Below are 24,313 nucleotides of genomic sequence, written 5' to 3'. Positions count from 1 at the left end.
GCACGGGGGCACAGGCACGGGCACAGGCACGGGCACCGGTACAGGCACCGACACGGCACCAGCACAGGCATGGGCACCGACACCGGCACGGGCACCGGCACTGGTACAGGCACCGGCACGGGCACGGGCACCGGCACTGGTACAGGCACCGGTACAGGCACCGGCACCGGCACCGGCTACCGCCGGTAGAAGATCCGGTCGCCGTACTCGCTCATCACCCGCGCGTTCCACTCGTGCCCGCCATCCACGTTCCCGGACCTCAGCATCGGGGGCTCCACCCCCCGCTGGGCCAGCTCCGTCACGCCCGCCGCCACCATGGCCTGCATCAGCGCGCAGGTCACGACCGTCGACGCGGGTGCGAAGGGCGCGCCGATGCCCTTCGCCGTCAGCTCCGCGTCGCCGATCGCGATTTTGGTGTCGAGCACCAGATCGCAGTGGTCCTTGAGGAAGCCGCCGGACGAATGGCGCGAGGTGGTGCCGGTCGCGTATCCGACGGAGGTCACCCCGATCACCGTGACCCCGCGGTCCCGCGCGCTCATCGCCATCTCCACGGGCAGCGCGTTGCGCCCGGACAGCGAGATGATGACGAGCAGATCGCCCGCCCGGAGCGGGCTGCTCTCGACGACGGCCGTGGCGAGCCCGTCGACGCGTTCGAGCGCGCTGCCGAGCGTGGCGGGCATGACGTCCACGCCGACCACCCCCGGCACCGGAAGCAGATTCATCAGCGCGAGTCCACCCGCGCGGTAGACGACGTCCTGCGCGGGCAGCGCGGAGTGCCCGGCGCCGAAGGCGAAGAGGCGGCCATCCGCGACGACGGTGTCGGCGATCAGTCGCCCCGCCGAGGCGATACGCTCGGCTTCCTCGTCCCGCGCTCGCCGCAGCAGGCCGATGGCCGCGTCGAAAAAGTCCTCGGCCGACTGGGTTTCGCTCATCACGAATGGCCTTCCTGTCGCTGTCCGGATCATCGCTGTCCGGATCATGACGCTGTCAATAGCAGCCCCGCCCTCGCGGCGGAAGGGGCCGACTAGACCCCGTTGTCGGTGGGATGCGTCAGAATTGGGGTCAGGGCCACCGCACGACTTATCGAGGGGCACGCATGTCCGGACTGATCGACACCACGGAGATGTATCTCCGTACCATCCTCGAGCTCGAGGAGGAGGGCGTGGTCCCCATGCGCGCCCGGATCGCGGAGCGGCTCGATCAGAGCGGCCCCACGGTCAGCCAGACGGTGGCGCGCATGGAGCGCGACGGTCTGGTGACGGTCGCGGGCGACCGGCATCTGGAGCTCACGGAGGAAGGCCGCCGGCTGGCGACGCGGGTGATGCGCAAGCACCGGCTCGCTGAGTGTCTGCTGGTCGATGTGATCGGGCTGGAGTGGGAGCAGGTCCACGCCGAGGCGTGCCGCTGGGAGCATGTGATGAGCGAGGCGGTGGAGCGCCGCGTGCTGGAGCTGCTGCGCCATCCGACCGAGTCGCCGTACGGCAACCCGATCCCGGGCCTTGAGGAGCTGGGCGAGAAGGCGGAGGCCGATCCGTTCCTGGACGAGAGCATGGTGAGCCTGCGCGAGCTGGAGCCCGGCACCGAGGGCAAGACGGTGGTGGTCCGCCGCATCGGCGAGCCGATCCAGACGGACGCGCAGCTGATGTACACCTTGCGCCGGGCCGGGGTGCAGCCGGGCTCGGTGGTGAGCGTCACGGAGTCGCCGGGCGGAGTGCTGGTCGGCAGCGGCGGCGAGGCGGCGGAGCTGGAGGCGGAGATCGCCTCGCATGTCTTCGTGGCGAAGCGCTGACCGCACCGAACCGTGGCCAACGAACGACCCCCGAAGGCCACATAACACTCACTCTCACCAAAATTCCCACGCCCCACCAAAATTCCCACGCCCCACCAAAATTCCCACGCCCCACCAAAATTCCCACGCCCCACCCAAAACCGCCCTAACCAACGCACACTCACCTGACCCACGCACCATCTCCCGGGAACCCACGCACCCCCTCCCCGAACCCGCCCCAACCCGCCCCGACACGCTGACCGATACACCCCGTTCGGCCGATTCGGCCGTCGCGACCTGCGGAGACGGATTTTCCCGAATACGGAGTTGAGGGAAACCGAGCGGGCGGCGCGGACCCGTGCAACGCTGTCGCTGAATGCATATGCGTGGCCCGGGTCAGGGGAGGGGGCTCCTTATGGGCCCGAGGGGCAGTGCTGCCGAGCGGATGACCATGAGCGAGGGCCCCGGCGCCGTAAGGTGCCGGGGCCCTGCTTCCCCATGCTCCCCCGCTCGGCCCCGGGCCGTACGGACCGCGCGGACGCGGCCGGTACGACCCGGGGCCCTGATGACCCGGAGCCCCGAGCTCCCAGGGTCGTCCCCCGCGGACTCCCTTCCCCGAGTAGTCCGCCTCCCGCTAGCACTCTCCCCTCGGTGCAGACGAACAATCCTTGAGCGTGGTCACTCGAACGAGGGGTGTTGCCTGGCGCTAGCAGTACATTCGAATGCGGGTTCGATACTGTGAGACCGAGAGAGGGTTGGAGGTGCCACCACGCATGGTGCGACGCATCGATGTGACCGGGGTCGGCGGTGTGCGGCTCGCCGCCTGGGAATTCACCGACCCGCCCAAGGCCGGCCGCGGCCGCGCGGGAGCGCGCGGCACCGGAGTGCTGCTGCTCCACGGCCTGATGGGCCGCGCCGCCCACTGGGCGGAGACCGCCCGCTGGCTCGCCACCCGCCATCGGGCCGTCGCCCTGGACCAGCGGTGCCACGGCCGAAGCGAGAAACCGGCCGACGGCCCGTTCGACCGCGGCACCTATGTGGACGACGCCGAGGCGGCCGTCGAGCAGCTCGGCCTCGCCCCGGTCACCCTCATCGGCCACTCCATGGGCGCCCTCACCGCCTGGCAGCTGGCCGCCCGCCGCCCCGATCTCGTCCGGGCGCTGGTCATCTGCGATATGCGCGCCTCCGCTCTGGGCGCCGCCTCGCAGCGGGAGTGGACCGAGTGGTTCCGGTCCTGGCCGGTGCCGTTCGCGACTCTCGCGGACGTACGGAAGTGGTTCGGCGAGGACGACCCGTCGCTGGAGCGGCCCAACCCCTCCCGGGGCGACTTCTTCGCCGAGATCATGGCCGAGCGCTCGGACGGCTGGCGGCCGGTCTTCTCCCGCCGCCAGATGCTGAAGGTCCGTGAGACCTGGGTCCACGACGCCCATTGGGAAGAGCTCGCGCTGGTCGAATGCCCCACCCTCGTCGTCCGCGGCCTGGACGGCGAGCTGGGGCGCGCCGAGGCCCAGGAGATGGTCCGGGTGCTGCCGCGCGGCCAGTACGCGGAGGTGGTCGACGCGGGCCATCTCGTCCACTACGACCAGCCGGACGGCTGGCGCCGCGCCGTGGAGCCCTTCCTGGCCTCCGTACTGCCGGCGTAGCCGTCCGTCCGACGACACAACACAATCAGCGGTTGATGGCCTGCACCTCGCGGACGGTCACGTCCTGCGTGGTCCCGAAGACCCCGTCGGGCAACTCGTCCCCGGCCCCACCCGTGCCGGTCCACTCCACTTTCCAGGTGATGGTCGCCTTGAGTTTGAACGCCCCACCGCCCGGCGTGGACCGCAGATACGTCAGCCCGCACGGCGGCGTCTTGTCACCCGACCCCTTGGTGTACGGGGTGCCGATGCTCCCGTCCTCGTCGATCGGGCACTCGCCCGAGGCCGGATGCAGCTCGGCGTCCTTCGTCCCCGGCTCCAGCTTGAGCGAGACCGGAGTCGCGGTCGTCGTCGCCGAGATATCGAGCGGCGCCCCGACGGACGCGGTCACCGACACCGGCTTGAACGTCGCCTTGTCCAGCCACGCCCACGTCGCCAGATTGACGGTCTGCCGGCCCTTCGGACTGAGGTCGATCGCCGTGTCCGGCACCTTGAGCTGCTGATAGGCCAGCCCGGCCAGCACCTCAGGGTCGATGGCCTTCTCGACCGGCGGCGTCTTGCCGTTGTCCACCCAGAACGGCGGCTTGTTGTTGCAGGACAGCCTCTTTTGAACATCCGGCTCATTGGGGTTCTCCACAACGCCCCACCACATGCCCTTGCCTTCCTTGGCCTTGTTGTAGTCCTTGTACTCACCGTCCTTGTACATCTGCCGGACCTCGGCCACGGACCGCTTGGCATAGCTGGGCTGCTTGGCGTCGTTGGCGACCTCCTTGTAGCTCTCCTCGTTCTCCTTCTCGAACTGTTTGGGATCCCACAGAGGCGCATACCAGCAGGGAGGCGGCGACCAGTTGCCACCACTGACGGTCAGCGGCCCGGTCGACGACCCCGACCCGTTCTTCGACGTGTCATAGGTGACCTTCGAGGCCCGGGCGTAGAGCGCGTTCTTCTTCAGCCCTCCGTCCGAGCTCCCCTCTCCCACGGGAACATCGGCGTATGCGGGAGCCGTTGCCGCTGCCAATGACGCGGCTATGACCCCGGACAGCACGAGTCGTGCCGACCTCAGCCTTTGCATTGAACGGCCCCCTCCTGAACATCAATGGATTCCGTCTGCCAAAGGTCTTCCTTGGGGATCCGCTTCAGTGCGAGCTGATAAAAAGAGTACGACTTGTCGCTCGGCTTGGTCCGAAGAACCTTGTTGGTCTTCACTTCCTTGCCGTACAGCTTCGACTGGTCATGGCAGAAGGAGACGGTGGACATTTCCCCGCCCTGGGCGATCTCGACTTTCGGCCGCGTGTAGCGGTCCGTACCGTAAAGCGTCCAACCGCCCTTGACGTACTGCTTGATCTGATCCTTCGCATACGCTTGGGCGCCGCCCAGCGGAGACGAGTAGTACTTGTACGCGGCACTCTCGGCATCCTGCTTGACGACGCCGTACCTGATGCCGCGCACAAAGTGCATGGCATCGTCGAGGGCGGCAGCCTGCTTGGCGTCCGTCGGCCGTTCCCAGTCCAGGACCATCTTGAAGTCCTTGGGGAACGTCATCTTGGGGCCCTTGCCGACCCCCGAAGCCTCCTTGGACGGGGTCGCCGAGGACGACGTCCCACCCTTCTGGGCCCCCTCGATCTTGTCGTCGCCCTTCTTGTCATCACCACCGCCACAGCCTCCGAGCAGGAGCGCGGCGGCGGCCGTGACGGCGAGGGCGGACGTGGCTCGACGGCGCACGGTGTACTCCCGGGTGATGGCTGGTGTTGTTGTTGTGACAGGACGCTAGCGCCGCACTCCACGGTTTCGCCATGACCCAGGCCGCATTGGGCCCCGGCCCCCGCCCAGGCGCCCCACTGTCGCTGCCCCGCACACACGAGGCGGAGGCGGAGCCCAGAGCACTGCACCCTGTCGGCAGCGGCCTCGCTGGTCGATCGCGCAGGGCTTCGAGTAGGTCGCATACTTGGCTGAGCGTTACCGGCCCGCGTATGAGTGCGCCCAAAGAGTGGCAGACGGGCTGAGCGCTCCTCTGGCTCCGCGGACGGGCGCCGATCACATCGGTATCGTCACAGAGAACGGCTCTCCGTCCCCCAAGTGCAGAAGTCCCTTGCCTGGTGTGATCGGGTCGCCCACAGCCCTGCGTGAAATGCGGAGACCGATCAGGTCGCCGGCCGATGAGTCCTGCGGAGAGAGCAGAACGCCCCGCCGCGCCTTCTTCGCCTCGACCTGCCAGCCACTGAATCCGCCGCAGATTTCCTCCTCATCACCCGCGAGCACCAGCCCCAGGCCGCGCTCGGTGCCGCGCTGGATGATGTTCTTGAATTCCGAACCGGCGTCGCAATCCTCCAGGACCTCGCCATCGTCGATGAGAACCACGATGGGTGCCTCGACACTGGCGGAGCTGATGGCTTCGGTGAACTCGTCGTCCTCTATCTCGTCCTCGGTGAAGACCTGCAGTACGCCCCGCTCGTCCTCCAGTTCACGCAGTGGCGAAGGGCGTGGGGCCGCGATGACCAGTCTTAGGCCTTGGGCGAGGTAGGAGCGGGCCATCGCCAGCAGCACCGTGCTGCGGCCGGACTTTGCCGGGCCCCCAATGACGAAAGCCGGAATCCCCGAGGCCAGATCGGGCCCGTAGCCCATGAGTTCATCGCCGCCGACACCCACGAGGGACCAGAGCGGCGAGCGCGACGCAGTGGTGTCACGTAGCTCCCAGGCGTCCCGGAAGGAGATACGGCTCGGCAGAACGTCCACACGGAACGGCCGCCGCTCACGCGGCACCGCGGCGTTGCGCTCAGTCGCGGCCTCACCGATGGTGGTCAGTGCGGCCGCCTGACCTTGGCCGGAGTTGTCCGCGGACAGGAGGGCGAACTGCGTCTCGGTCGCGGTCTCGCCCTTGAAGGCGCGACCCGGAGCGATCTCCTCGGGGACCTTGCGGTAGTTGATGCCGATCATCGAGAAGTCCGAGCGGTCCGCGAGCCGCAGCGCGTACCTGTCCTCGGTCAGCGAGCTGATCCGGCCGACGAACAACTGACGATCTCCCGCGATGATCACATGGATGCCGACACTCGCTCCCTCGCGCATGATCGTGAAGATCTCGTCCGTCAGCTCCCCGCTGCCCATTTCACCGAGCGTCGGCAGCCAGCCCTCCCACCGGTCCAGGAACACCACGATATGTGGCAGCCGGCGTTCCTCCGCGACAGCTGACCGCTGCTCCCCGATGTCTGCGAAGCCATCCACGGCCAGTAGCTCTTGACGTCGCGTCAGTTCAGCGGAGAGCCGACTCACCAGGCGCTGTGCGCGTTCGGTCTGGACGCGGCCGACTACCGCGCCGCAGTGCGGCAGCCGGGTCAAGGCGTTGAGCGCGCCGTTTCCGCAGTCGATGCCGTACAGATGGACGTCGGCGACCGAGTGGGTACGGGCCAAGGAGCCGGCGATCGTCCGCAACACCTGGGAGCGGCCACTGCGTGGCGCGCCGCCGATGAGCAGGTGACCGAAGGTAGCGAAGTCGACGACGACCGGGCGACGTGCCTGTTCGGCGGGCAGGTCCTCAATGCCGTACGGCGCGGGCGGCAGCGGCCCGGCTCCCTGTATCGGTATCGCCCAGATGTCGTCGAGCAGAAGCGTGGTGCCGAGGGCTGGAAGCCATGGACTGTGCTGGGGAGGGATGGCAAGCTGCTCGTTCGCTTCCCGCACGGCGTCCACGAGAACCTTGAGGTCGGTGATCTCCTCTTCTTCGCGCTTGGCCGCGGCGGGCTTCTTCAGCGCGGTGCGCCCGAGGTCGTGCCAGTCGAGCCGACTCGCCCAGGGGGCGACGGTTTGCGGATCCGTGGCACCTGGCCGCCGACCGCCCACGCGCCCGGACTGGAAGGGGATGAGGGAGGCGTGGCCGAGGCGCACATACGCCCGCCCCGGGGTGTTCTTGGAAATATGCCCGGCGTCGGGGGCATCGATGACATCGCTTGATTCTCCTCCGTCGGTGACGCGCAACGCGATGCGGAGGTTGGTGTTGGCACGGATCTCGGGGGAGACCACGCCGCTGGGGCGCTGTGTGGCCAGCAGTAGATGAATGCCGAGTGAACGGCCTCGCTGGGCGATGTTGACCAGGCCGGTGACGAAGTCGGGCAAGTCACGGACCATGGACGCGAACTCGTCGATGACAATCAGCAGACGGGGGACCGGTGGGTGTGAGGTGTCGCGGCGGACCAGGTCCTGGTAGTCCTCGATGTCCTTGGCGCCGACGTCGGCGAGGATGTGTTCGCGCCGCTTGAGTTCAGCGCCCAGCGACTCCAGCGCACGCTCTACGAGGTGGGCGTCGAGGTCGGTGACCATGCCGACGGTATGCGGCAGTTGGACGCAGTCCTTGAAGGCCGAGCCACCCTTGTAATCGACGAGAACGAAAGTCATGTTCTCCGGGGTGTTGGCGACGGCCAGCGCGGCCACAATGGTCTGCAGCAGCTCGGACTTACCTGAACCAGTTGTACCGGCGATCAGGCCATGTGGACCGTCCCGCCGGATGTCGATACCGAAGGGCCCGTCGTACGATTCGCCGATCACCGCCATCGTCGACTGGCCGCCCATGTGCCAGCGCGCGGCGACCGCCCCGCTCGTCGGCGGTTCCATCTCGATGACGTCCAGTAGCCGGCTGGAGCTGGGCAGTGCCGAGTCCTCGGTCTCGCCACTGATGTCACGCAGCGGGCACAGAGCGCGGGAGAGCCGGAGGCACCAGGCCCCGGAGACGAAGTCGGGGCGGACATTCTGAATGCGGGCGGCGCCGGTCTGCTCGACGCGCAACCGCAATTGCGCGATCGCGGTGGCCCGTTCGGACTGGTGAGCAACGGTGGTGCTGGTGTGCGCCTGGACGGACGGGACCGCGTCGCCAGCGGGTACGTGTGGAGTGGTCGGCGGTGTGAACAGCGATGGTGCCTGTCCGGTCGGCGCGGACTCAAAGGGCGCATGCGTCGGATCGGAGCCGTTGAGGTCAATCGGGCGTGGCTCGGCGACTACCACGGCCTGGCACTCGCCGGGAAGGAAGCGCTCCTCGGTATCGAGGCAAATCGCGTACATCGCTACGGCCGGGCCCTCGCGCAGCAGCTTGACGACGCCGGGAAGGGAACGCAGTCGCCGAGATCCGTCCCAGATGACCACGATGTCCGGGTCGCTGAAAGACGCCCCCTGACTCTGGTTCTGCTGAGCTGCTTTCTGGCGGGCGTCCAGAAGTTGAATCAGCTCGCCGATGCGAGCCCCGACGGTCTCAGCGTCCGCGCCGATCAGGACGTTCGTGTCGTGCCCGGAGGTTGGGCGGGCGTGCGGAAGCCAGCGCACCCAGTCCCAGCTGTCCTGCGCGCTGGATTCGGTCAGCACGTAGAGCTGCACATCCATGGGGCTGTGCAAGACCGCTGTCTGAGCCACCGCCCAGCGGCCGAGCGCACGTGCCGCATCGCCGAGGCCTGCTATGCCGAGCACGCCGAGGGTCCGCAGCGGCAGCGAGACCGGCGCGTCCTCGATTTCCCAGGTGATCTCGCGCCGGTGGTCATCCTGCTCCGGGTCGTCGAGAACGACCTCGGAGGGGAGCCGACCGGTGCCTACCCTCAGCACCAGATGGTCCTGGTCGGCCCGGCGTCGCTCCCACAGCCGGGTGCGCGGGCCGGTACCGAGGGTGAGCACGGTGGCCGGGTCCGGCAGCTGGTGGCGTCGTTCAAGCCGCTCCGCAACCAGTGCGTCCTGGGCGTCTTTTTCGATTCGAGCCTTGTGTTCCTTGTACTCCTTGAGTTCTCGGGCGTGGGACTTGCGTCCGTGCTTCTTGTCCATGAAGTGGTTGGCAAGCATCATGACCGGACTCATGAGGGCCATGATCATGTAGTACCAGCGGTTGAAGACCAGCACCATGACGATTGCCGTCACGAGCGGCATGAGGGCCATGAGCCATGGCATGGGGCGAGCCTGTTGCTCCCTGGGCGGGTTGGGGAGCCTGAACTTGGTGACCCGGTCCGGCGGGCGCAGCCGTGGCGGGCGGTTGTAGTCGAGACCCGCGCCGTCCTCAGACCACTTGAGAGCGGCGTTCGGCGGGCTGTAACGGACCAGCTCGAGCAAAGAGTTGCCGACGGCGAGCTGTGCCCCGAGTGGCCAGTCGTCGTTCTCGAGTTCAGAGAGAGGCTTGCCATCGAGTGTTGCGTCCGAGTTGTTCGCGTGCACGACGACCCGGCACGTACCGTCGCTCGCCACGGACAGGGTCATGGCGCGCTCTGGGAGTTCCGGATCGTTGATACGGATGAACATCGCCGCGCCTCGGCCGATGTCGTAACGCCCGACTCCGAGACGGTGCACTGATCCGGCCATCGGCCCACTTGCCACCCGCAACTCCACCACGCCGACCGGCTCCCCCGGCAGACAACCGGCCGGATCGTGCAGGCTGACGATCGCGCCCTCGCGAAGCGGGGAGCCGGCGATGGTCAGCGATGGGTCGAGTGCGTATCCGTCCACGTAGATGGGGGGTGTGTCGCCTCCGGGCCCACCACGCTCACCCTGCAAGGGGATGATCTGCGCGCCGCTGTCGGTAGCGCTCCTGCTGGGCCCGCTTCCGTAGTCGACATATTGAGCCAATTCGCGCGCCACATCGCCGATGTGAGACTCGGGGTCGGCGTCGAGTACGACGTCGGTGCTCGCACCGCCGAGCGGATCGACGACGGACAGAGTCAGGCGCACGGACGTCCTCCTCGAAACACTGCGGTCGATGGGCCCGAGTGCAGAAGTGGCCCCCCGTAACACAGGACGATATCCGTCCGGTGTGGTGATGGGGCAATGGGCTCCATCGCAGGTTGATGCGACGTGGTCGATCTGCACGGGCTGACGGTAGGCGCGCGGCTACCAGCAATCCCACCAGGCGGTTAAGCGCTGATGCGTTGCAAATGACCGGATTTGACACCCTTTTCTATCCTATTTATGGGATTGAGGAGCATTCTCGAGAAGCGAGGAAGGGAACCGCTTCCACGCCCCGCGTGTCCTCACCCGTAAGGTGCCTCACCGGGTGGATCATCACACCATCCACACCCGGAAGAGGCGCGGGGACTGGCCCTGCCGCATACATGAAAGGACGTGGGACCGCATGAGCAAGAAGGACGATGTTGCAGTCACTTATCAGGACATGAGGGATGCGGCGAAGAAACTCAAGAAAGATAAGGTAGAGCTCCAGAAGACGCTGAAGAGTTTGAAGAAGTACGTCGAGAACCTGGTGAAGGACGGCTACGTCACCCAGAAATCATCGAAGGACTTCGAGGAGTCCTTCAACGAGTTCGAAAAGGGCGCCTCGGATACGATTGAAGGCCTCGAAGGTATGGGCGACTTTCTCACTTCGGCTGCTGACGGTTTCGAGCACTTGGACAAGAAGCTGGGCGACGGCATCAAGGGTAAGTGATCGCCGTCACGCGGACCGCGGCCCGGCGCCAGTTCACGCACGACCTGTTATTCATAGCGCCGGGCCGGCGGACTGCCCGTCAAGGCCCTACTTTAGTCCATCGAAAGGTCGTCATTATCGCGTCGAAAAGTTCGACGAGTATATCAGCGAACTCTCCTGCAGGGTCTCCGTCCGCTGGAGTGGAAAACACGGCAGTGATCCACCGGTTGGGGTCACCGGGCACGGGCAGTGCGTAGTCAACGCGGCGGGAGGCGTCGGCCGCGTCGGCCGATGATGCGCTGACTATCCGCTCGCCGCGTGCTCCCCGTGCCCCGTCCACAGTGACCATGTGAGTTTCGGAGCCGGCTGCCAAGCGGGCAGCGACGTCGTTGGTGTCCAGGACGGGGCCGCCGCTCAGCTGGATCTCGGAGATGATGATGGATCCCGCGACCAGAGTCTCTCCACGTGGAGCTGTTGGGAGATAGAGGTCCAGTCCGCCGTTCTCAGCGGATTGGCTGGCCATCTCTCGCAGGTGACCCTCAATCTTCACGCGATGCTTCGACAGCGCATCGCGTGACACATCATCCGGAGCTTTATTGAAGGATTGCTTGACTACATCGCGTATGGCCTCCTCCGTGCCTTGCCGGAGTGGGATTTTGGACCACCCGGGCGGCAGGACGAGCGAGTAACCGTTCGCGGTCGGTGCTGTCTCGGTCGTAGGTTCCACTCTCATAGTGTCGCAGCCTTATGGCTTTTGGGGTGAGACCGGATCCTTCCCTTGACTGGTCCTCAGCCCAGGAGGGAGGCTCTTGCAATATGTTTGCTTGCTGACCCGCAGTCACATCTGATGAAGGGTAACAGGAGAGGGGACATGGGCGACAAGTCAGACCTAAAGGTCAATTACGAACTTCTGGACTCATCGGAAACGTCGCTGAAAACTCTTCGCACAGAGTTCAAGAGGTGCACGAAACGGCAGGACTCGCTGGCTGAAGACGTGGGCGCCGGGAAGATGAAAGACGCCATGCACGAGTTCGCGAACAACTGGTCAGGCAACCGCAAGCAGTTGCTCTGGAATCTGGGCGAGACGCTTGAGCTGGTTCAGAACGTGAAGAAAAGTTTCAAGGACCTCGACAAGGACCTTGGCAAAAAGGCCAAGGGCGAGAAATAAGAGAAGCGACGGGGGGCACAAACATGGCGCCATCGGAACCGCGTCCGAAGGATTGGCATCCGCTAAATAAGGATGACCCGCATGCCGATCCTACACCCGGTGATCCTGATGGTGTAAGAGCCGGTCAGACTCGAATGAGCAACACGCACAAAGAGATTGTCGCTCAAGTGAAGCGGCTCAAAGCCATCGGGGATGGTGAAGGGCTTAAAGGGGAGTATGTCGATGAGCTGAAAGACAGCGCTGAAAAGCTCGCGGGGAAGCTGGAGAAGGCGGCAGGGCGGTACGAGCATGTTGCCACGCAGCTTGGCAAATGGAAGGGCCGGCTTGAGCATGCCCAGACCGAGACCGCCGGAGCGCTTAAATCAGCGAAAGAGGCCGAAGCGGATATCAAAGAACTCGTCGGAACTCTTGATGAGGACTCTGACGAGGCGAAGAAAGCCGCGAAGGAACTTGATGCGGGCGAGAAGGGGCGCCTGGAAAGCGCGCAAGAGAAGTACAAGAAAGCTGAGGAGAGATACAATACGGCGGTCGGCGACTACGAGGACGACGCAAAAAAGATAGCGGACAAGATTCGCGACATCATCGACGACGCCGTCGAGGATGGTTTCTGGAGCGCTATCTCCAACTGGGTAGAGCGGAACGTCGACTGGATAAAAAAGGCGCTGGAGGTGCTGGGGTATATAGCCACCATCCTGGCCATGGTCGCCTTGGTCATTGCGGTCGTAGCTGCATTCGTGGCAGTTCCCGGGGGTTTGCTGGCTATCCTTCCGCTATTGACTCAGATCGGTACCGCCATCACCTTTTTCACGCTAGGTACGCACGTCCTGATGGCTGCGACGGGCAACGGCGGTTGGGGCGATGTGGGCTTTGACATAATTGGCCTTTTTACATTCAAAATGGGCACCGCCGCCGCTAAGGGAATCAAAGCGGGCACAGACGCCACCCGGAGAGCCTCAGTGCAGGCGGCTCGTAGGGAGACGAAGGATGCGCTGAGGGGCAGCGCCAAGCGTGCCGAGCTCAAACAGGCGGTTAAGGACGCGCCGAATAAGAAAGCCCGGAATGCAGCTCTGAAGCGCCAGCGCAGATTCGAGAGGTCGCTCAAGAGTCCAGGTGCGGCACGAGAATTGCCCAAGCCCACTGCAAAAGAGGTCTTCAGGGCTGGCGGCGACCCCGATGTTGCGGCCCAGATCAAGTATGCCGCCCGTGAGGGGGCGAAGCGCTCTGGTGACAACGCCACTCGGGAGGCAGCCCACCAGACGGCGCGAGCAGGCAGGAGAAATTCTGCTGCCTTCGTGGCGGGCACTGGCTTGGACCTGGGTGACAAGGCTGTGGGGAGCAGCGACCTCTGGCCCGATAAACCAAAAATAGGGCCGTACAGTGACGCCAAGGACTGGAATAATTTTTCTTTTTCGAATAGCGGTTGGCATGACCGTGCACCATAGGAATAGGAGCAGCGAGTGAGGAAAAGCTGGGTAATCGTCGACTTCGACTATGAGTACTGGGTCGAGCTCCCCGCGGATGAGGATTGGAGAAACACCTCTTGGGGGAGTGAGAAGGAATGGGGGAAAAGCGCGGCGGAGGTCTTGCTGGAATTCAAGGATATTCCAGGAAATAGGAAGCTGCTGCGCCGCCTTGAGAAAGAACTCATCGGGTACCGCCGGGCATTCGAAGAGCATGCTCCGGGGCGGGAACACTATTTGTACTTCCGTGACCTGGAATCCGATCCTCTGTCCATGCACCTTTGGTACGGTCCTGCCGAGGACGAACGGGAAGTGGCACTCCGCAGGAATGCACGAGCCGACAGCACGGACACGATGTTTCCGCCGCAAGTCGAGGAGGTCGCATCGGAGGCACTCGGGACCGGATTGCGCTCACTGAACCACGTCCTTCTTGAAGACCAGACCGTTGCCGCGAATCTGTGGTACGCCTTCCGGGACGACAAGCGTGAAGTCGACCTCATTGCCTTGGCTTCGTCGGGGAACCTCGGCCCATTCGCGGCCGCCATGTCGGATTTCGACGAATTCGTTCAAAGTATCAGTCTCTACGATGAAGGCAACTGATATTGGAATGATCTCCATGCTTGACGCTTTCAGCGTCGACGCTGCGCCCGGGTCTTTCGCTTCACTACTCGTTGCTTTCGTACGATGGTAGCGGGCCTTGACGCACGTGACGCGGCGCGTGCGGTAAGGCGCATCCGCAACTGTCGCCTCATATGCGGCCAACGCATGACCAGAAGCACTGTAGGTGGGCCCGACACCATGAGTACAGAGCCCCACAACGGCACGCGTGTCGCAACACTGGCCAGGACTATCCCCGTGATTGCGCAATAACCGCAGACCAAGGTGAGGATGCTTCCGGTCTGGCCGGTAGGCCTGTTCTGGCACAACGCGATGGTGTCACGACCAAAGCTGTACCCCATGCGGAGCATCGTGCATCCAAGTCCCACGATAGCGCTCACGGAGACGAACGTTTCCCTTGCGCCATTCAGTTGGGGGTCGGAGCCGGACCACACAACCCCACCGCCGATGAGGACTGCCGCAAAGCCACCGAGGACCAATGTGATGGTGAACGCCCCATGAATAAGTATGCGCCACCAGCGGGGTCCTGCACCGAAAGGGTCGAGGTTCATACTCATAAATTTACCCCACATGGCTCATTATCTTATCGTCAGGGTGTACGGCTGGCATCCCTTCGATGATGTCAATAGTCAGCCAGCTCCTTCGTCGAGGCGTTTACGCGCCAAAGCCGCGGTAGTTTCGCCTAATTTAGTCCAGCTATGGGGTGCGCTATGTTATGCAGCAAGCTCACCGGCTTCGGAAGTAGCCGTAAGTGAGGCCCAGCTGTTCTGTCCACTGAGGTTGGTGACGGACGTCATGGCTGAGTGATCTTGAAATGGGTGAGGGCCTTCTGGCTTGGTGTGGATTGCGATATCTGCACCGGCGACCAGAAAGGCCCTCATGCCCCGCCGTAACGCACCCCTGACCGAGACCGGGCGTCTGTGTCTGCCCCGCTGCGTCGTGGACGACGGCTGGCCGCTTCGCCGGGCCGCTGAACGCTTCCAGGTCTCGGCCGATGAGGTCCTGCAGCTCCGCCTCACTTTCTCGCGCACCTATGCAGGACACCGCAGGAGCTACGGGAAGCTGGATTTCTGACACTTCGCCAATTCCGAGCAGATCAAGGGTGTTGGCCAGCGAGGCGACGGTGACATCTCTGCCGGCCGGAGTGTCGTCTCCGCTGTAGAGGGCCGCGTACAGGGTTGCGACGCACACGGTGCCGTCGATATCTGCCATGCAGAACGCGGTGTATTCAATGCCGGCGGACGCCAGAGCTTCAATTCCATCCACGCATGCGTTGACCAAGATGCAGTCGCTCCGGCGACTCCATATCGGGAAGATACTCGTGCGCCAGGGCGTCCAGCCGGTTGACGGTGAGGCTTCTGTCTTCGTTCAGAGGAGCTTCGATGCATGACTCCGGGACCACTCAGCGCACATGTATCTCGTCGCTTACCGTATTTGGCGTGACGACTTGGACCGCGTCCTGGCTCACGGTTTCAGTACTCATGTAGGGCCTTCCGTCGGAGTGGTATCCGGATTGAGAAGGTCTTCTGGAATGGGAAGCTCTTTGGCGTCGGGAAAGAACTTGCGGGAGGTGGCATACATCCCGTAGTAAGGGTACTGGCGGGGTATCTCGGCTCCGTTTCTCCGGGCGATGACGACGACTTTCCGATACATCCGAGCCCGGATTCGGACATTCCGTCGGACCGGATCGAATGTGGCCCGTAGCCCGCGTAGGCACAGGAAGAAGAGAAGCGTGCCGAGTACCAATACGGCCACGCAAATGGTTATCACCTTAAATTGCTTCGGCTTTTCTGAGGCCACCAGCTCCCAAAATGGCCACAGTGCAAATCCCAGGACTATCAATGGACCACCGAAGACGAGCCCGACCCCCTGTCTGTCTACGTTGTCGCCCCAGCGCTGATGGAGCATCCACAGAACCGCCCTGTCGTCCAAGAAGTCCATACGGACCTCCCGTCCGAGATTCTCGGCTTGCACCTTTGCCTTGGGTATCGAGGCGAGGACTTCGGATGGGATCAATGCGTGCGCTGCGCCATCGTCGCCCATGAACAAACGATCTTCGGCAGGGTATTCCTTACCCATGTGGGTAACTCTCCTCAACCTGCAGGCGAAAGAGCCTTGTGAAAAATAGCTTGATGATGGCCGCGAGTGCAGTGTGGGCGTTTGCTGCGGCGAGGGCGACGGCTGAGGTGTCTTGTCACCCCAACCGGCCTTGTCTGGATCGTCGTCCTGCCACACATGCTCCCATCTGTGTATCATTTTATTCCCTGCACTAATGATTCCAGCGCCCTTGATGGCTCGCGTGATCTTTTCCCCATCGAAGCCATCTTCCGGACGTCTCGCGAGGGGGCTGCCCATTTCTATTTGACGCCTACCCACCTCAGCCCCTTTACTGTGCCGTTGACAAAGTCAGTACCCATGCCATTGGTGAACATGTGCCACACGCCGCTTGAGACGGCAGCCACACGCGCCCCCATGGCCGCCGCGGTGAGCCCTTTCAGCGCTCCGAACCCGGGAATTATCCCCACAAAGTCGAGGCTTAGTTTCAGCAATCGAGCTTCCCGCCCAGGGCGAACATGTCGTACGCGTGCCCGGCGAAAGCGCCCGCGCTTGCCAATGAAGCGCCGATGACGAGGAGTGCTATCCCAAGAGTTCCGCCGGTGGCGACAAATGCCACGACGAGTGCGGCAGCGGCCAGCACGACCCCGATAGCAGACAGGTCGTCTGCCCATTTTGCCAGGAAATGCATAAAACCGCCCGGGTCATGCACTCCATCGTGATTAACGAGGTTTTTGATGTGCTTGGCCGCGCGGTCGCCGGCGTCGTCGCGAATGATTTTCACACGTCCGATCTCCCTATGCGCATCCCGTATCCCACCAGCTGCATCGTCTCGCTTTTTTCCGAGCCGTGTGCGGTCAGTCACGTCATCCTTGCTGGGGACCGTTCCCTTGTATTTCTCGAGTTTCTTGAGGGCTTCCTTGTGATCTGCGTCCGCCGTGCGGAAGTCATCAAGCGCCTTGTCGGCTATTTTCTGGGCCCGATAGAGCTCGCTCGCGTACTCCTTCGACCGTAATCCCTTGGACCGCGTCCCGGCTCACGGTTTCGGCACTCATGCGGGGCCTTCCTTCGGGGTCGCATCCGAATTGAGAAGGTCTTCCGGAATGGGAAGGTCTTCGGCGTCGGGGAAGAACTTACGGGAGGTGGCGTACATCCCGTAGTGGGGGTAGAGGTGAGGTATGTCGGCTCCATTTCCCCGGGTGGTACCCACGACTTTCCGGTACATGCGGGCCCGGATTCGTACATTCCGTCGGACCGGATCGAACGTGGCTCGTAGCCCATGTCGGCACCAAAAGAAAAGAAGGGTGCCGAGAACTGCTACGGCCACGCCAATGGTTATCATCTTGAATGGCTGCGGCTTTTCTGAGGCGACAAGAACCCAGAAAGGCCACATCGCACAGCTTAGGAGTATAAAGGGGAGCCCCAGGACGAGCACGGCCCTGTGTTTGTCTGCGTTGTCGCCCCAGCGCTGATGGAGCATCCAGAGCACGGCCCTGTCGTTCAAGAAGTCAATACGGACTTCCCGGCCCAGCTCCTCCGCCTTCGCCTTGGCCTCTGGTATCGAGGCGATCACTTGGGAGGGGATCAACTCGTGTGCTTTGCCATCATCGCCAATGAACATGCGATCTTCATCAGGGTGTTTCGTGCTCATCTTGATTACTCTCCTCAACCTGCAGGCGACAGCGCCTTGTGGAAGGGGCCGGACGACGGCCGCGATTTCAGAGTGGGCGGCTGCTGCGGTGAGGGCGACGGCTGTGGGAGTCTTGCCGTCCGAGCTAGTGTTGTCCGAATCGTCGTCCTGCCATAGATGCTCCCACTTGTTCTTCATCTTATTTCCCGCACCAATAATTCCAGCGCCCTTAATAAAGCGTGTGATCTTTTCCCCATCGAATCCTGCTTCCGGGAGTCTCGTTAGGGCTCCCCATTTCAATTTTCCGCCCACCCACCTCAGTCCCTTAATGCTACCGTTGACAATTTCAGTACCCTTGCCATTGGTGAACATGTGCCACACGCCGCTCGCGGCGGCAGCGGCACGTGCTCCCCGGGCTTCTGCGGTGAGCCCCTTCAGCGCTCCGAACCCGGGAAGTATCCCTAAAAAGTCGAGGCCTAGTTTCAGACACGAAGGGCGTCGGCCAAGGCAGTGTGGATCTTGTCGTAACTCTTGGCTGCGGTGTCAGTCGCATCCGCGAGCTTCTTGATATGGTTGTTCAGTTTTCTGCGGGTATCTTTCCAAGTGTCAGAAAATTCATCGAATACATCCCGGAGGCCACCATGGCCGAGTTCATCTTGAAATCGCCGGCTGGATTCCCATGCTTATCGAATTCACGGTGAATCCTCGACAACGCCCTTGAGCATTCCTTGATCAGATTTGTGTCTGCCTTGGTGTGCCCCACGCGGCTACCTCTTCTGTGTCTTTCCACTTGGCGATGTAGCGATGCTGTTCAGATGATGGCACGGATGCATCATGCGCCTCGAGGGGGCAAGTTGGGGTCGGGAGGGGGCAAGGCCACGCGCCAGGACCGAGGTGATTTCGAGTCATTTGACCCTGCTGAGGGGTGTGCGATTTGAACGCAGGGAGGCCACTTGGTTTCGAAATCGCCGTAAGTCAGGCTCAGTTGTTGACTGTCGTCGGCGACTCTGTGAGGCCACGTCACATCACGTACTGGGTGTACTGGACAGTAGCCTGCTGTTCGGCGTTGCAACACGGCACATGAGGGATGGGGGTGGCTGCCCGTGCAGCCGTTGCAGGGTGAGGATCCGGATGTCCTGGGCGCATATCGCCTGTTGGCCCGGCTTGGTGCCGGCGGGATGGGCCGGGTGTACCTGGCACGTTCGCCGGGGGGACGCACCGTCGCCGTCAAGGTCGTACGGCCCGAACTCGCGGAGGACGAGGAGTTCCGTGCCCGCTTCCGCCATGAGGTCGGCATCGCGCGCGCCGTCTCAGGGCCGTATACCGCCCCGGTAGTTGATGCCGATAGCGAAGCGTCCCTGCCGTGGCTCGCCACCGCGTACGTCCTCGGCCCTTCCCTCGACGAGGTTATCGCCGCGCATGGGCCGCTGCCGGAGCCGGCAGTACGCGGCCTCGGCGCGGGCCTGGCGTCGGCGCTCGAGGTGATCCACGGGGCCGGTCTGGTGCATCGCGACCTCAAGCCCTCCAATGTGCTGCTGGCAGCCGACGGCCCGCGCGTCATCGACTTCGGCATCGCGCGGGCGGTCGATGGCGCGCGGATGACCAGTACCGGGATTGTGGTCGGTTCGCCCGGGTTCATGCCGCCGGAACAGGCCAGCGGTCAGGTCGCCGGTCCGCAGGGGGATGTGTTCTCGCTGGGTGTGGTCCTCGCGTACGCGGCGACGGGTCAGCTGCCGTTCGGCCATGGCTCGGCGGCTGGGACGCTCTACCGGGTCGTCCACGGTGAAGCGGACGTGTCCCATGTGCCCGAGGCATTGCGTCCCCTCGTAACGGCGTGCCTCGCCAAGGACCCGCAAGCCCGCCCCCGCCCCGCGGAGGTCAAGGCGGCGCTCGCGGGCGAAGGGATGCAGTCCGTGGTCGACGACTGGTTGCCGGGCCCCGTCGCCTCCACCATCGCTCGGCACGCCACTCGCATCCTCGATCTGGACACCCCGCTGCGGAACGATGCGGGGTCGGCCGTACGGACGCCTACCGCGGTCGACCAGTCCATCGTGACCAGCCCGACTCAGACATCGCGGCCGCAGTCGCAGTCGCAGCCGAACTCGCGGACCTCGGCCCCAGCCGCGGCCCCCTCGCGTCGCCGGTTCCTCGCGCTCGGCGCCGGGGCGGGGGTGCTCGCGGTCGTTGGGGGCGTCGCGTGGGCGTTCGCAGGTGGCGGAGGCAAGGAGACTCCGGCGGAGAACACGTCGGAATCCGCCACGGGGCCGGCTCCGGAGAACTTCACCACCCCACCGGCAGGCACCAGTCCAAAGCCGCTGTGGCACGCGAAGGTCAAGCCCCTCAGTCTGGAATATGCGGTCCGGCCCCGGGTCATCGGGAATCTCATGGTGCTCTCGGGGGATCCGCTGGTGGCGCATGACGTGGTCACCGGAAAGCGGAAGTGGGCATCGCCCGGCATGGCCGGCCCCGGCGCGCAACTGATCTACAGCGCCGGGCTGCTGTTCTTCCGAAGCCCCAAGTACGACGGCGACTTCATCGGCATCAACCCGGCCACCGGCAAGGAGGCGTGGCGAAGCAGACTGGGCGGGAAGTACGACCAGCCGGAGCCGATCGCCGCCGACGGCAAGCGGGTCTTCGTCATCGCACAGGTCCTCGATGAAGACCCGACCAAGACGCTCACCGCCATTGCCGCCGTTGACATCAGGACCCGCAAGGTCGTGTGGAACGAGCCGCGCAGCAACGGCTCCGGGGATACGGACGTCGTGGCAACCACTGATGGGCGGCACATCGCCTACACGGACGACCTCCACAACCTCACCGTACGCCGCGCCGCGGACGGCAAGCAGCTGTGGACCCGCCCAGTCGGTGAGGACCTGGCATACCGCCCGGTCATCCACGGCGACAAGGTCGTCATCGCCGGCGCATCCATGCGGGCCTTCGGCCTCAAGAACGGCCACGCCCGCTGGTCGATCCCGTCGGGGCACAAGAACCCGTTCGACCACGAATCACTCACGCTTGACGGCGACACGATCTACGTGGCCGTACAGAACAGCGGGGTGTGGGCGGTCGACGCTGCGAGCGGAAAGAAGCTGTGGAAGTCCACGGAGCTCGGTCGGCGGCCGGCCCCGAAGGAGTTCGTAACGGTGGGTGGTTCGGTCTACGCCGCCACCTTCTTCGACTCCGGCGGCATCTACGCCTTCGACGCCAAGAACGGCAAGCTTCGCTGGACGTACAACGACGAGGTCCACGACGACAGCGAATGGCATGTCGTGGCCGCGGGACGTCGACTTATGGTGAACCATGCCGACCGGTTGTATGGGCTCCCGGCTGTGTGACGTAGACGTTTGGAGGGCGGGGTAGGCAGGTCGGCTACTTGAGTACCCGATCAACGATCTTTTGCCCGCCCTTGGGGTGGGCCGCACCTGCCGTCAGGCTGCGCCGATTAGGGTTTCTGTTCGTATGTGCGGACAGCTACGTGCGAGGGCGGGGACATCGTGTCGGATCTGAAGAAGGAAGCGGAATCGCTGGGGACGGCCTCTTCGGCGCTGCGAAAGGTGTCGCATCACACCGCTAAGCCGCTGCAGGATTTCAAGGCTGCGTCGCATGACCTATCCGCGCTGGGTGCCCTGGGTCCTCTACTGAGCGCGACAGAGGACATACATGACGGCATGCACACTCTGGCCAAGCTCACTCATGCCCTGGACAGGGAGTGGCGGGCGGAGGCGAAGTTGATGGGCGTCGTGTCCGATGCCTTCGATCTGCTGGACGTGCTGTTGGCCGCCGGGGCCCAGGGTAAGAAGGGCTGAGCCGGTCGTGGTCGACCTCAATCCGCTGCATTTGATCAACAAGGTCAACCATGCGTTCGGCGAGAAGCCGGCGGACCAGATGGGAGGGCAAGGCTGCCGATGCCTTCCACGACCGTGCCAAGAGCGTGCGCACTCAGGCCGGGGGGTGGCCCACTCTCTACGACACGGTGCCACGGCGTTGGACAAGTTCGCGGATCAGGCACGCACCGCGGACCGAGATGTGCGTGTTCCTCGCGAAGAGCGCCGAGTTCGTATGCAATTGAGTTCGAGAGGTGCACCTGCCAATGACGGCTGGAAATGAGGATCAACATGCGAACATCTCGAGCACTCTCGATGCCAACTTGTATCCGGACCTGTTTGAATCGGGTGGCCTCGTGTCGGCTATGATTCAATGCTCACAGGCGAATGACATGGAGCTGGGCCCCGTGCGCCCTGCAACTGAATCCCCGCGAGCCAGGTTTATCACTGCGGTAGCAGACACGGACAGAGGGGCGATATTTATTCACCTTGGAGCACAGAGGCGCAAGTTTTCTATCAGCATCGAGGGTGACGTCCACCCATGGGCGGATGGTGGCACTGATGACCTTCTCTCGGCGGTCAAGGTGGTGCATGTATGGCGCAGAGGCGCGACGCTCGAGAAACTGAAGAGCGATTTCCCCTTCATGCACTACAGTGAGTTGGCGAAGGCGTACGAAAGCGGCGATCCTGTCGCGACGCAATGGGAGCAGTTGCTCGACACTGAGGAATTTTCGTCCGTCCGTGCGATTCTACAGAAGGTCTATGCGGACGATCGACTGCGCCTATTGTTTCCTTTCTTTAGTCATGGCACACTGCGCCTTGCCAGAGACTACTCGGACAGGACGGCCGGGGAAATCTGGATCAGCCCCTTGCCTGATGGCCACTATCGAGTCGAATCCACAAAGTCGAATGAGATGGGGGAGGAAGCGATCTCGATGGATCAACTCATCGAGATTGCCATCTCGTTCCTGGCCTGCCCGTAATGCATGGCCCGATAGCAACCCCGAGCCCCGCCTGTCCCATGCCGGGAAGTGACCTGAACAGCGGCGACTTCACCCAGAGAGCCGTGACCACTTCCAGATGTCAGGGCCACAAAGTGGTATGTACGGCAGCCCTCGCCTGGGCTCCGCGTGGACAGCACGGTTGTGTCCGATGGTTGGCTGTGAAGGTCTTCCTGCGCCACTGGCCCGAGGGTGCCTGACCGGATCGTGCGTGGGAACGCCCCCTCTGCCGAGCTGACCGGGAGCGCTTCGCGTCCGTCAACCGGCGGTCACGGGGGCGCCTCGTGCCTTGCCCGAATTGACGGCAAGTTCTTCATATCGGTCGGGTTCAGGGAGTGTCGGATAGCTCGTCGGCAGGCCGCTCCTGAGCGGCTATGGACATGGGCCCATGCTGCTGGGGCCCTGTGCCGGGATCGGAGGGGTCGGTGAAGGACACCGTCTGGAGGATGGCCATGGTCATGTCGCACAACTCGCCCCAGTAGTCCACCGACGCTGTGTCCAGTGTGAAGACCGCAGTGTACGGGCCGGTGGCGAATGGGATATGCACCTGTATCTGCCCGGTGAGGAGCTTGCTCTGCTCGCCTGAAGCCGTCACTTTGGCGCTCAGGACCAGTTCCCGGAGAGTAATGCAGGAGACTGCGGACCCGCAGGGAAGATCCAGCCATCGGGCGTCGTTGAGCGGATCGCTTTCCAGAATCGCCAGTATGCCCTGGGCCGCCGTGTCGGGGTCAGACTGGTCGGTCTCGACAGCGGCCACCGTGAAGGCGCACTGGGCGACTCCACCTTCGTCGGTGGAGAACAGACCCATCGCGGAATAGGAGAGTCCACTGGCGGCCAACTGCTCAGCAAGTGCGGCGTAGTAAGGGGCGGCCGGCGTCCAGATGCTGTCGTTGCCCTCCGAGTACAACTCCCGTACGAAGGCGTCAGCGAGGGTGGATCGGTCTTCAGGCGTGGCGGCGAGTGGAAGAGCGAAGAAGCCTTCGGGAACGGTAAACCATATGGGTGGTATGTCGGCGCTGTCCGACGGTTCCGACGAAGCAGGAGTAGTGATGGTGGTCATGGGGTGCCGTTCTGCTCAGATGTCACGTCGCCCGTAGTCCGGATCTTCGCCATCACGATCCATGACGTCGGTAAGAAAGGTGATCCCGGCGAATACACTGACCTCTTCCGACGTCCGTACCTGGATGAGGTAGTTGAAGTCCGGCAACCGAGTGACCACGGGGCCGTCGACCACTGTCTTGTCGGCTGTGAAGGCATCCACCCTTCTCCGCTGTCCTGGCGTAAGAGCTTCGGGGCTCAGCAACTCCAAGGGATACGTCAGGTGTTCGCAGACTTCGTCGCGATAGTTCGAAGCAAGTCTGCACCAGGAGCCGTCCGTGAAATCCATCCGAACGTCACATTGTTTGGCGTTAAAATCATTGCATTTGGTAGCGCTGAAGTCCTTGGGCTCCACTCTGGCGAGTTGGTCGCGCCCGACCTCCCACAGTACTTCGTCATCGATGACGTCCGCCTTCAACAGACCCACGATGACAATGCGTCGGTCGGTGACAATGAGATGGGTTCGCAGGGTGTCTCCGCGGCGTGCAGGATCCAGCTGCCATGGCAGTGTTCGGGCAAGACTGCCGGGAGCGCCCCAAAGGACAGGGAAGTCCTCCACCTCGTTGGCCGGGTCCTGCGGACGTCCGAGCGTACTGACGCTCCCCACCCCTCCGCCGCCGGTCAGGACACCTATCGCCACAGCGCCGAGTGTCCGCAGTGCGCCCTCTGCCACTGCCCG

At 63.7% G+C, this 24,313-nt stretch carries 20 protein-coding genes and 1 pseudogene; 10 read left to right on the top strand and 11 right to left on the bottom strand.

Annotated features, from left to right (window positions below):
• Positions 1-176: 176 nt before the first annotated feature.
• Positions 177-932 (bottom strand): SIS domain-containing protein, encoded by a 756-nt coding sequence (locus ABZU99_RS16765; protein WP_355948741.1) that lies wholly within the window; start codon positions 930-932, stop codon positions 177-179.
• A 164-nt stretch (positions 933-1,096) separates the two neighbouring features.
• On the opposite strand from ABZU99_RS16765, the gene ABZU99_RS16760 reads away from it, so the two are divergent.
• Together ABZU99_RS16760 and ABZU99_RS16755 are read left to right on the top strand one after the other, a co-directional pair.
• Positions 1,097-1,789 (top strand): metal-dependent transcriptional regulator, encoded by a 693-nt coding sequence (locus ABZU99_RS16760; RefSeq protein WP_355948738.1) that lies wholly within the window; start codon positions 1,097-1,099, stop codon positions 1,787-1,789.
• A gap of 752 nt (positions 1,790-2,541) precedes the next feature.
• A complete protein-coding gene (locus ABZU99_RS16755) occupies positions 2,542-3,411 on the top strand; it encodes an alpha/beta hydrolase (protein WP_355948735.1) in 870 nt (289 codons plus the stop codon).
• Positions 3,412-3,436: 25 nt separating this feature from the next.
• Here ABZU99_RS16755 and ABZU99_RS16750 read toward each other — a convergent pair whose 3' ends face one another.
• From ABZU99_RS16750 to ABZU99_RS16740, 3 genes are all read right to left on the bottom strand, one after another.
• Positions 3,437-4,387, bottom strand: coding sequence for a hypothetical protein (locus ABZU99_RS16750; protein WP_356045760.1), 951 nt, complete (start codon positions 4,385-4,387; stop codon positions 3,437-3,439).
• 80 nt (positions 4,388-4,467) lie between these two features.
• The gene (locus ABZU99_RS16745; protein WP_356045762.1) at positions 4,468-5,130 is read right to left on the bottom strand and encodes a hypothetical protein; all 663 of its coding nucleotides are present in this window, start codon (positions 5,128-5,130) and stop codon (positions 4,468-4,470) included.
• Positions 5,131-5,442: 312 nt separating this feature from the next.
• Positions 5,443-10,092, bottom strand: a complete 4,650-nt coding sequence (locus ABZU99_RS16740) for an FtsK/SpoIIIE domain-containing protein (RefSeq protein WP_356045856.1) — start codon at positions 10,090-10,092, stop codon at positions 5,443-5,445.
• A gap of 400 nt (positions 10,093-10,492) precedes the next feature.
• Here ABZU99_RS16740 and ABZU99_RS16735 point away from each other — a divergent pair, with 400 nt between their 5' ends.
• Positions 10,493-10,801: a WXG100 family type VII secretion target gene (locus ABZU99_RS16735; protein WP_356045764.1), complete on the top strand. Its 309-nt coding sequence runs from the start codon at positions 10,493-10,495 to the stop codon at positions 10,799-10,801.
• A gap of 79 nt (positions 10,802-10,880) precedes the next feature.
• On the opposite strand, the gene ABZU99_RS16730 is transcribed toward ABZU99_RS16735, so the two are convergent.
• Complete coding sequence (locus tag ABZU99_RS16730) at positions 10,881-11,507, bottom strand: hypothetical protein (protein ID WP_356045766.1); 627 nt, start codon at positions 11,505-11,507, stop codon at positions 10,881-10,883.
• Between the two features lie 144 nt (positions 11,508-11,651).
• Between ABZU99_RS16730 and ABZU99_RS16725 the strand changes: the two genes are divergently transcribed.
• The 4 genes and pseudogenes from ABZU99_RS16725 to ABZU99_RS16710 all read left to right on the top strand — a co-directional run.
• Positions 11,652-11,948: a hypothetical protein gene (locus tag ABZU99_RS16725; protein ID WP_356045768.1), complete on the top strand. Its 297-nt coding sequence runs from the start codon at positions 11,652-11,654 to the stop codon at positions 11,946-11,948.
• 134 nt (positions 11,949-12,082) lie between these two features.
• A complete protein-coding gene (locus tag ABZU99_RS16720) occupies positions 12,083-13,390 on the top strand; it encodes a hypothetical protein (protein ID WP_356045770.1) in 1,308 nt (435 codons plus the stop codon).
• A 15-nt stretch (positions 13,391-13,405) separates the two neighbouring features.
• Entirely contained in the window at positions 13,406-14,008 is a 603-nt protein-coding gene (locus ABZU99_RS16715) for a hypothetical protein (RefSeq protein ID WP_356045772.1), read from the top strand.
• 897 nt (positions 14,009-14,905) lie between these two features.
• Positions 14,906-15,016: pseudogene (locus ABZU99_RS16710) on the top strand (IS481 family transposase); the annotation flags it as partial.
• 489 nt (positions 15,017-15,505) lie between these two features.
• Here ABZU99_RS16710 and ABZU99_RS16705 read toward each other — a convergent pair.
• From ABZU99_RS16705 to ABZU99_RS16690, 4 genes are all read right to left on the bottom strand, one after another.
• Positions 15,506-16,105 (bottom strand): hypothetical protein, encoded by a 600-nt coding sequence (locus ABZU99_RS16705; RefSeq protein WP_356045774.1) that lies wholly within the window; start codon positions 16,103-16,105, stop codon positions 15,506-15,508.
• Between the two features lie 463 nt (positions 16,106-16,568).
• Positions 16,569-16,865: a hypothetical protein gene (locus ABZU99_RS16700; RefSeq protein WP_356045776.1), complete on the bottom strand. Its 297-nt coding sequence runs from the start codon at positions 16,863-16,865 to the stop codon at positions 16,569-16,571.
• 267 nt (positions 16,866-17,132) lie between these two features.
• Positions 17,133-18,083 (bottom strand): hypothetical protein, encoded by a 951-nt coding sequence (locus ABZU99_RS16695; protein ID WP_356045778.1) that lies wholly within the window; start codon positions 18,081-18,083, stop codon positions 17,133-17,135.
• 205 nt (positions 18,084-18,288) lie between these two features.
• Positions 18,289-18,474 (bottom strand): hypothetical protein, encoded by a 186-nt coding sequence (locus ABZU99_RS16690; protein ID WP_356045780.1) that lies wholly within the window; start codon positions 18,472-18,474, stop codon positions 18,289-18,291.
• Between the two features lie 340 nt (positions 18,475-18,814).
• On the opposite strand from ABZU99_RS16690, the gene ABZU99_RS16685 reads away from it, so the two are divergent.
• From ABZU99_RS16685 to ABZU99_RS16675, 3 genes are all read left to right on the top strand, one after another.
• Complete coding sequence (locus ABZU99_RS16685) at positions 18,815-21,046, top strand: PQQ-binding-like beta-propeller repeat protein (protein ID WP_356045782.1); 2,232 nt, start codon at positions 18,815-18,817, stop codon at positions 21,044-21,046.
• Positions 21,047-21,205: 159 nt separating this feature from the next.
• Positions 21,206-21,517, top strand: a complete 312-nt coding sequence (locus ABZU99_RS16680; RefSeq protein WP_356045784.1) for a hypothetical protein — start codon at positions 21,206-21,208, stop codon at positions 21,515-21,517.
• Between the two features lie 284 nt (positions 21,518-21,801).
• Positions 21,802-22,518, top strand: coding sequence for a DUF6193 family natural product biosynthesis protein (locus ABZU99_RS16675; RefSeq protein ID WP_356045786.1), 717 nt, complete (start codon positions 21,802-21,804; stop codon positions 22,516-22,518).
• A 346-nt stretch (positions 22,519-22,864) separates the two neighbouring features.
• On the opposite strand, the gene ABZU99_RS16670 is transcribed toward ABZU99_RS16675, so the two are convergent.
• A complete protein-coding gene (locus ABZU99_RS16670) occupies positions 22,865-23,596 on the bottom strand; it encodes a hypothetical protein (protein ID WP_356045788.1) in 732 nt (243 codons plus the stop codon).
• 15 nt (positions 23,597-23,611) lie between these two features.
• The gene (locus ABZU99_RS16665; RefSeq protein ID WP_356045790.1) at positions 23,612-24,274 is read right to left on the bottom strand and encodes a hypothetical protein; all 663 of its coding nucleotides are present in this window, start codon (positions 24,272-24,274) and stop codon (positions 23,612-23,614) included.
• Positions 24,275-24,313 lie beyond the last annotated feature (39 nt).

Source organism: Streptomyces sp. NPDC005266 (assembly GCF_040607655.1).
In the GTDB taxonomy this organism is placed as follows: domain Bacteria; phylum Actinomycetota; class Actinomycetes; order Streptomycetales; family Streptomycetaceae; genus Streptomyces.
Note: the sequence above shows the minus strand (reverse complement) of the source record. Positions and strands in the feature narration are given on the sequence as shown.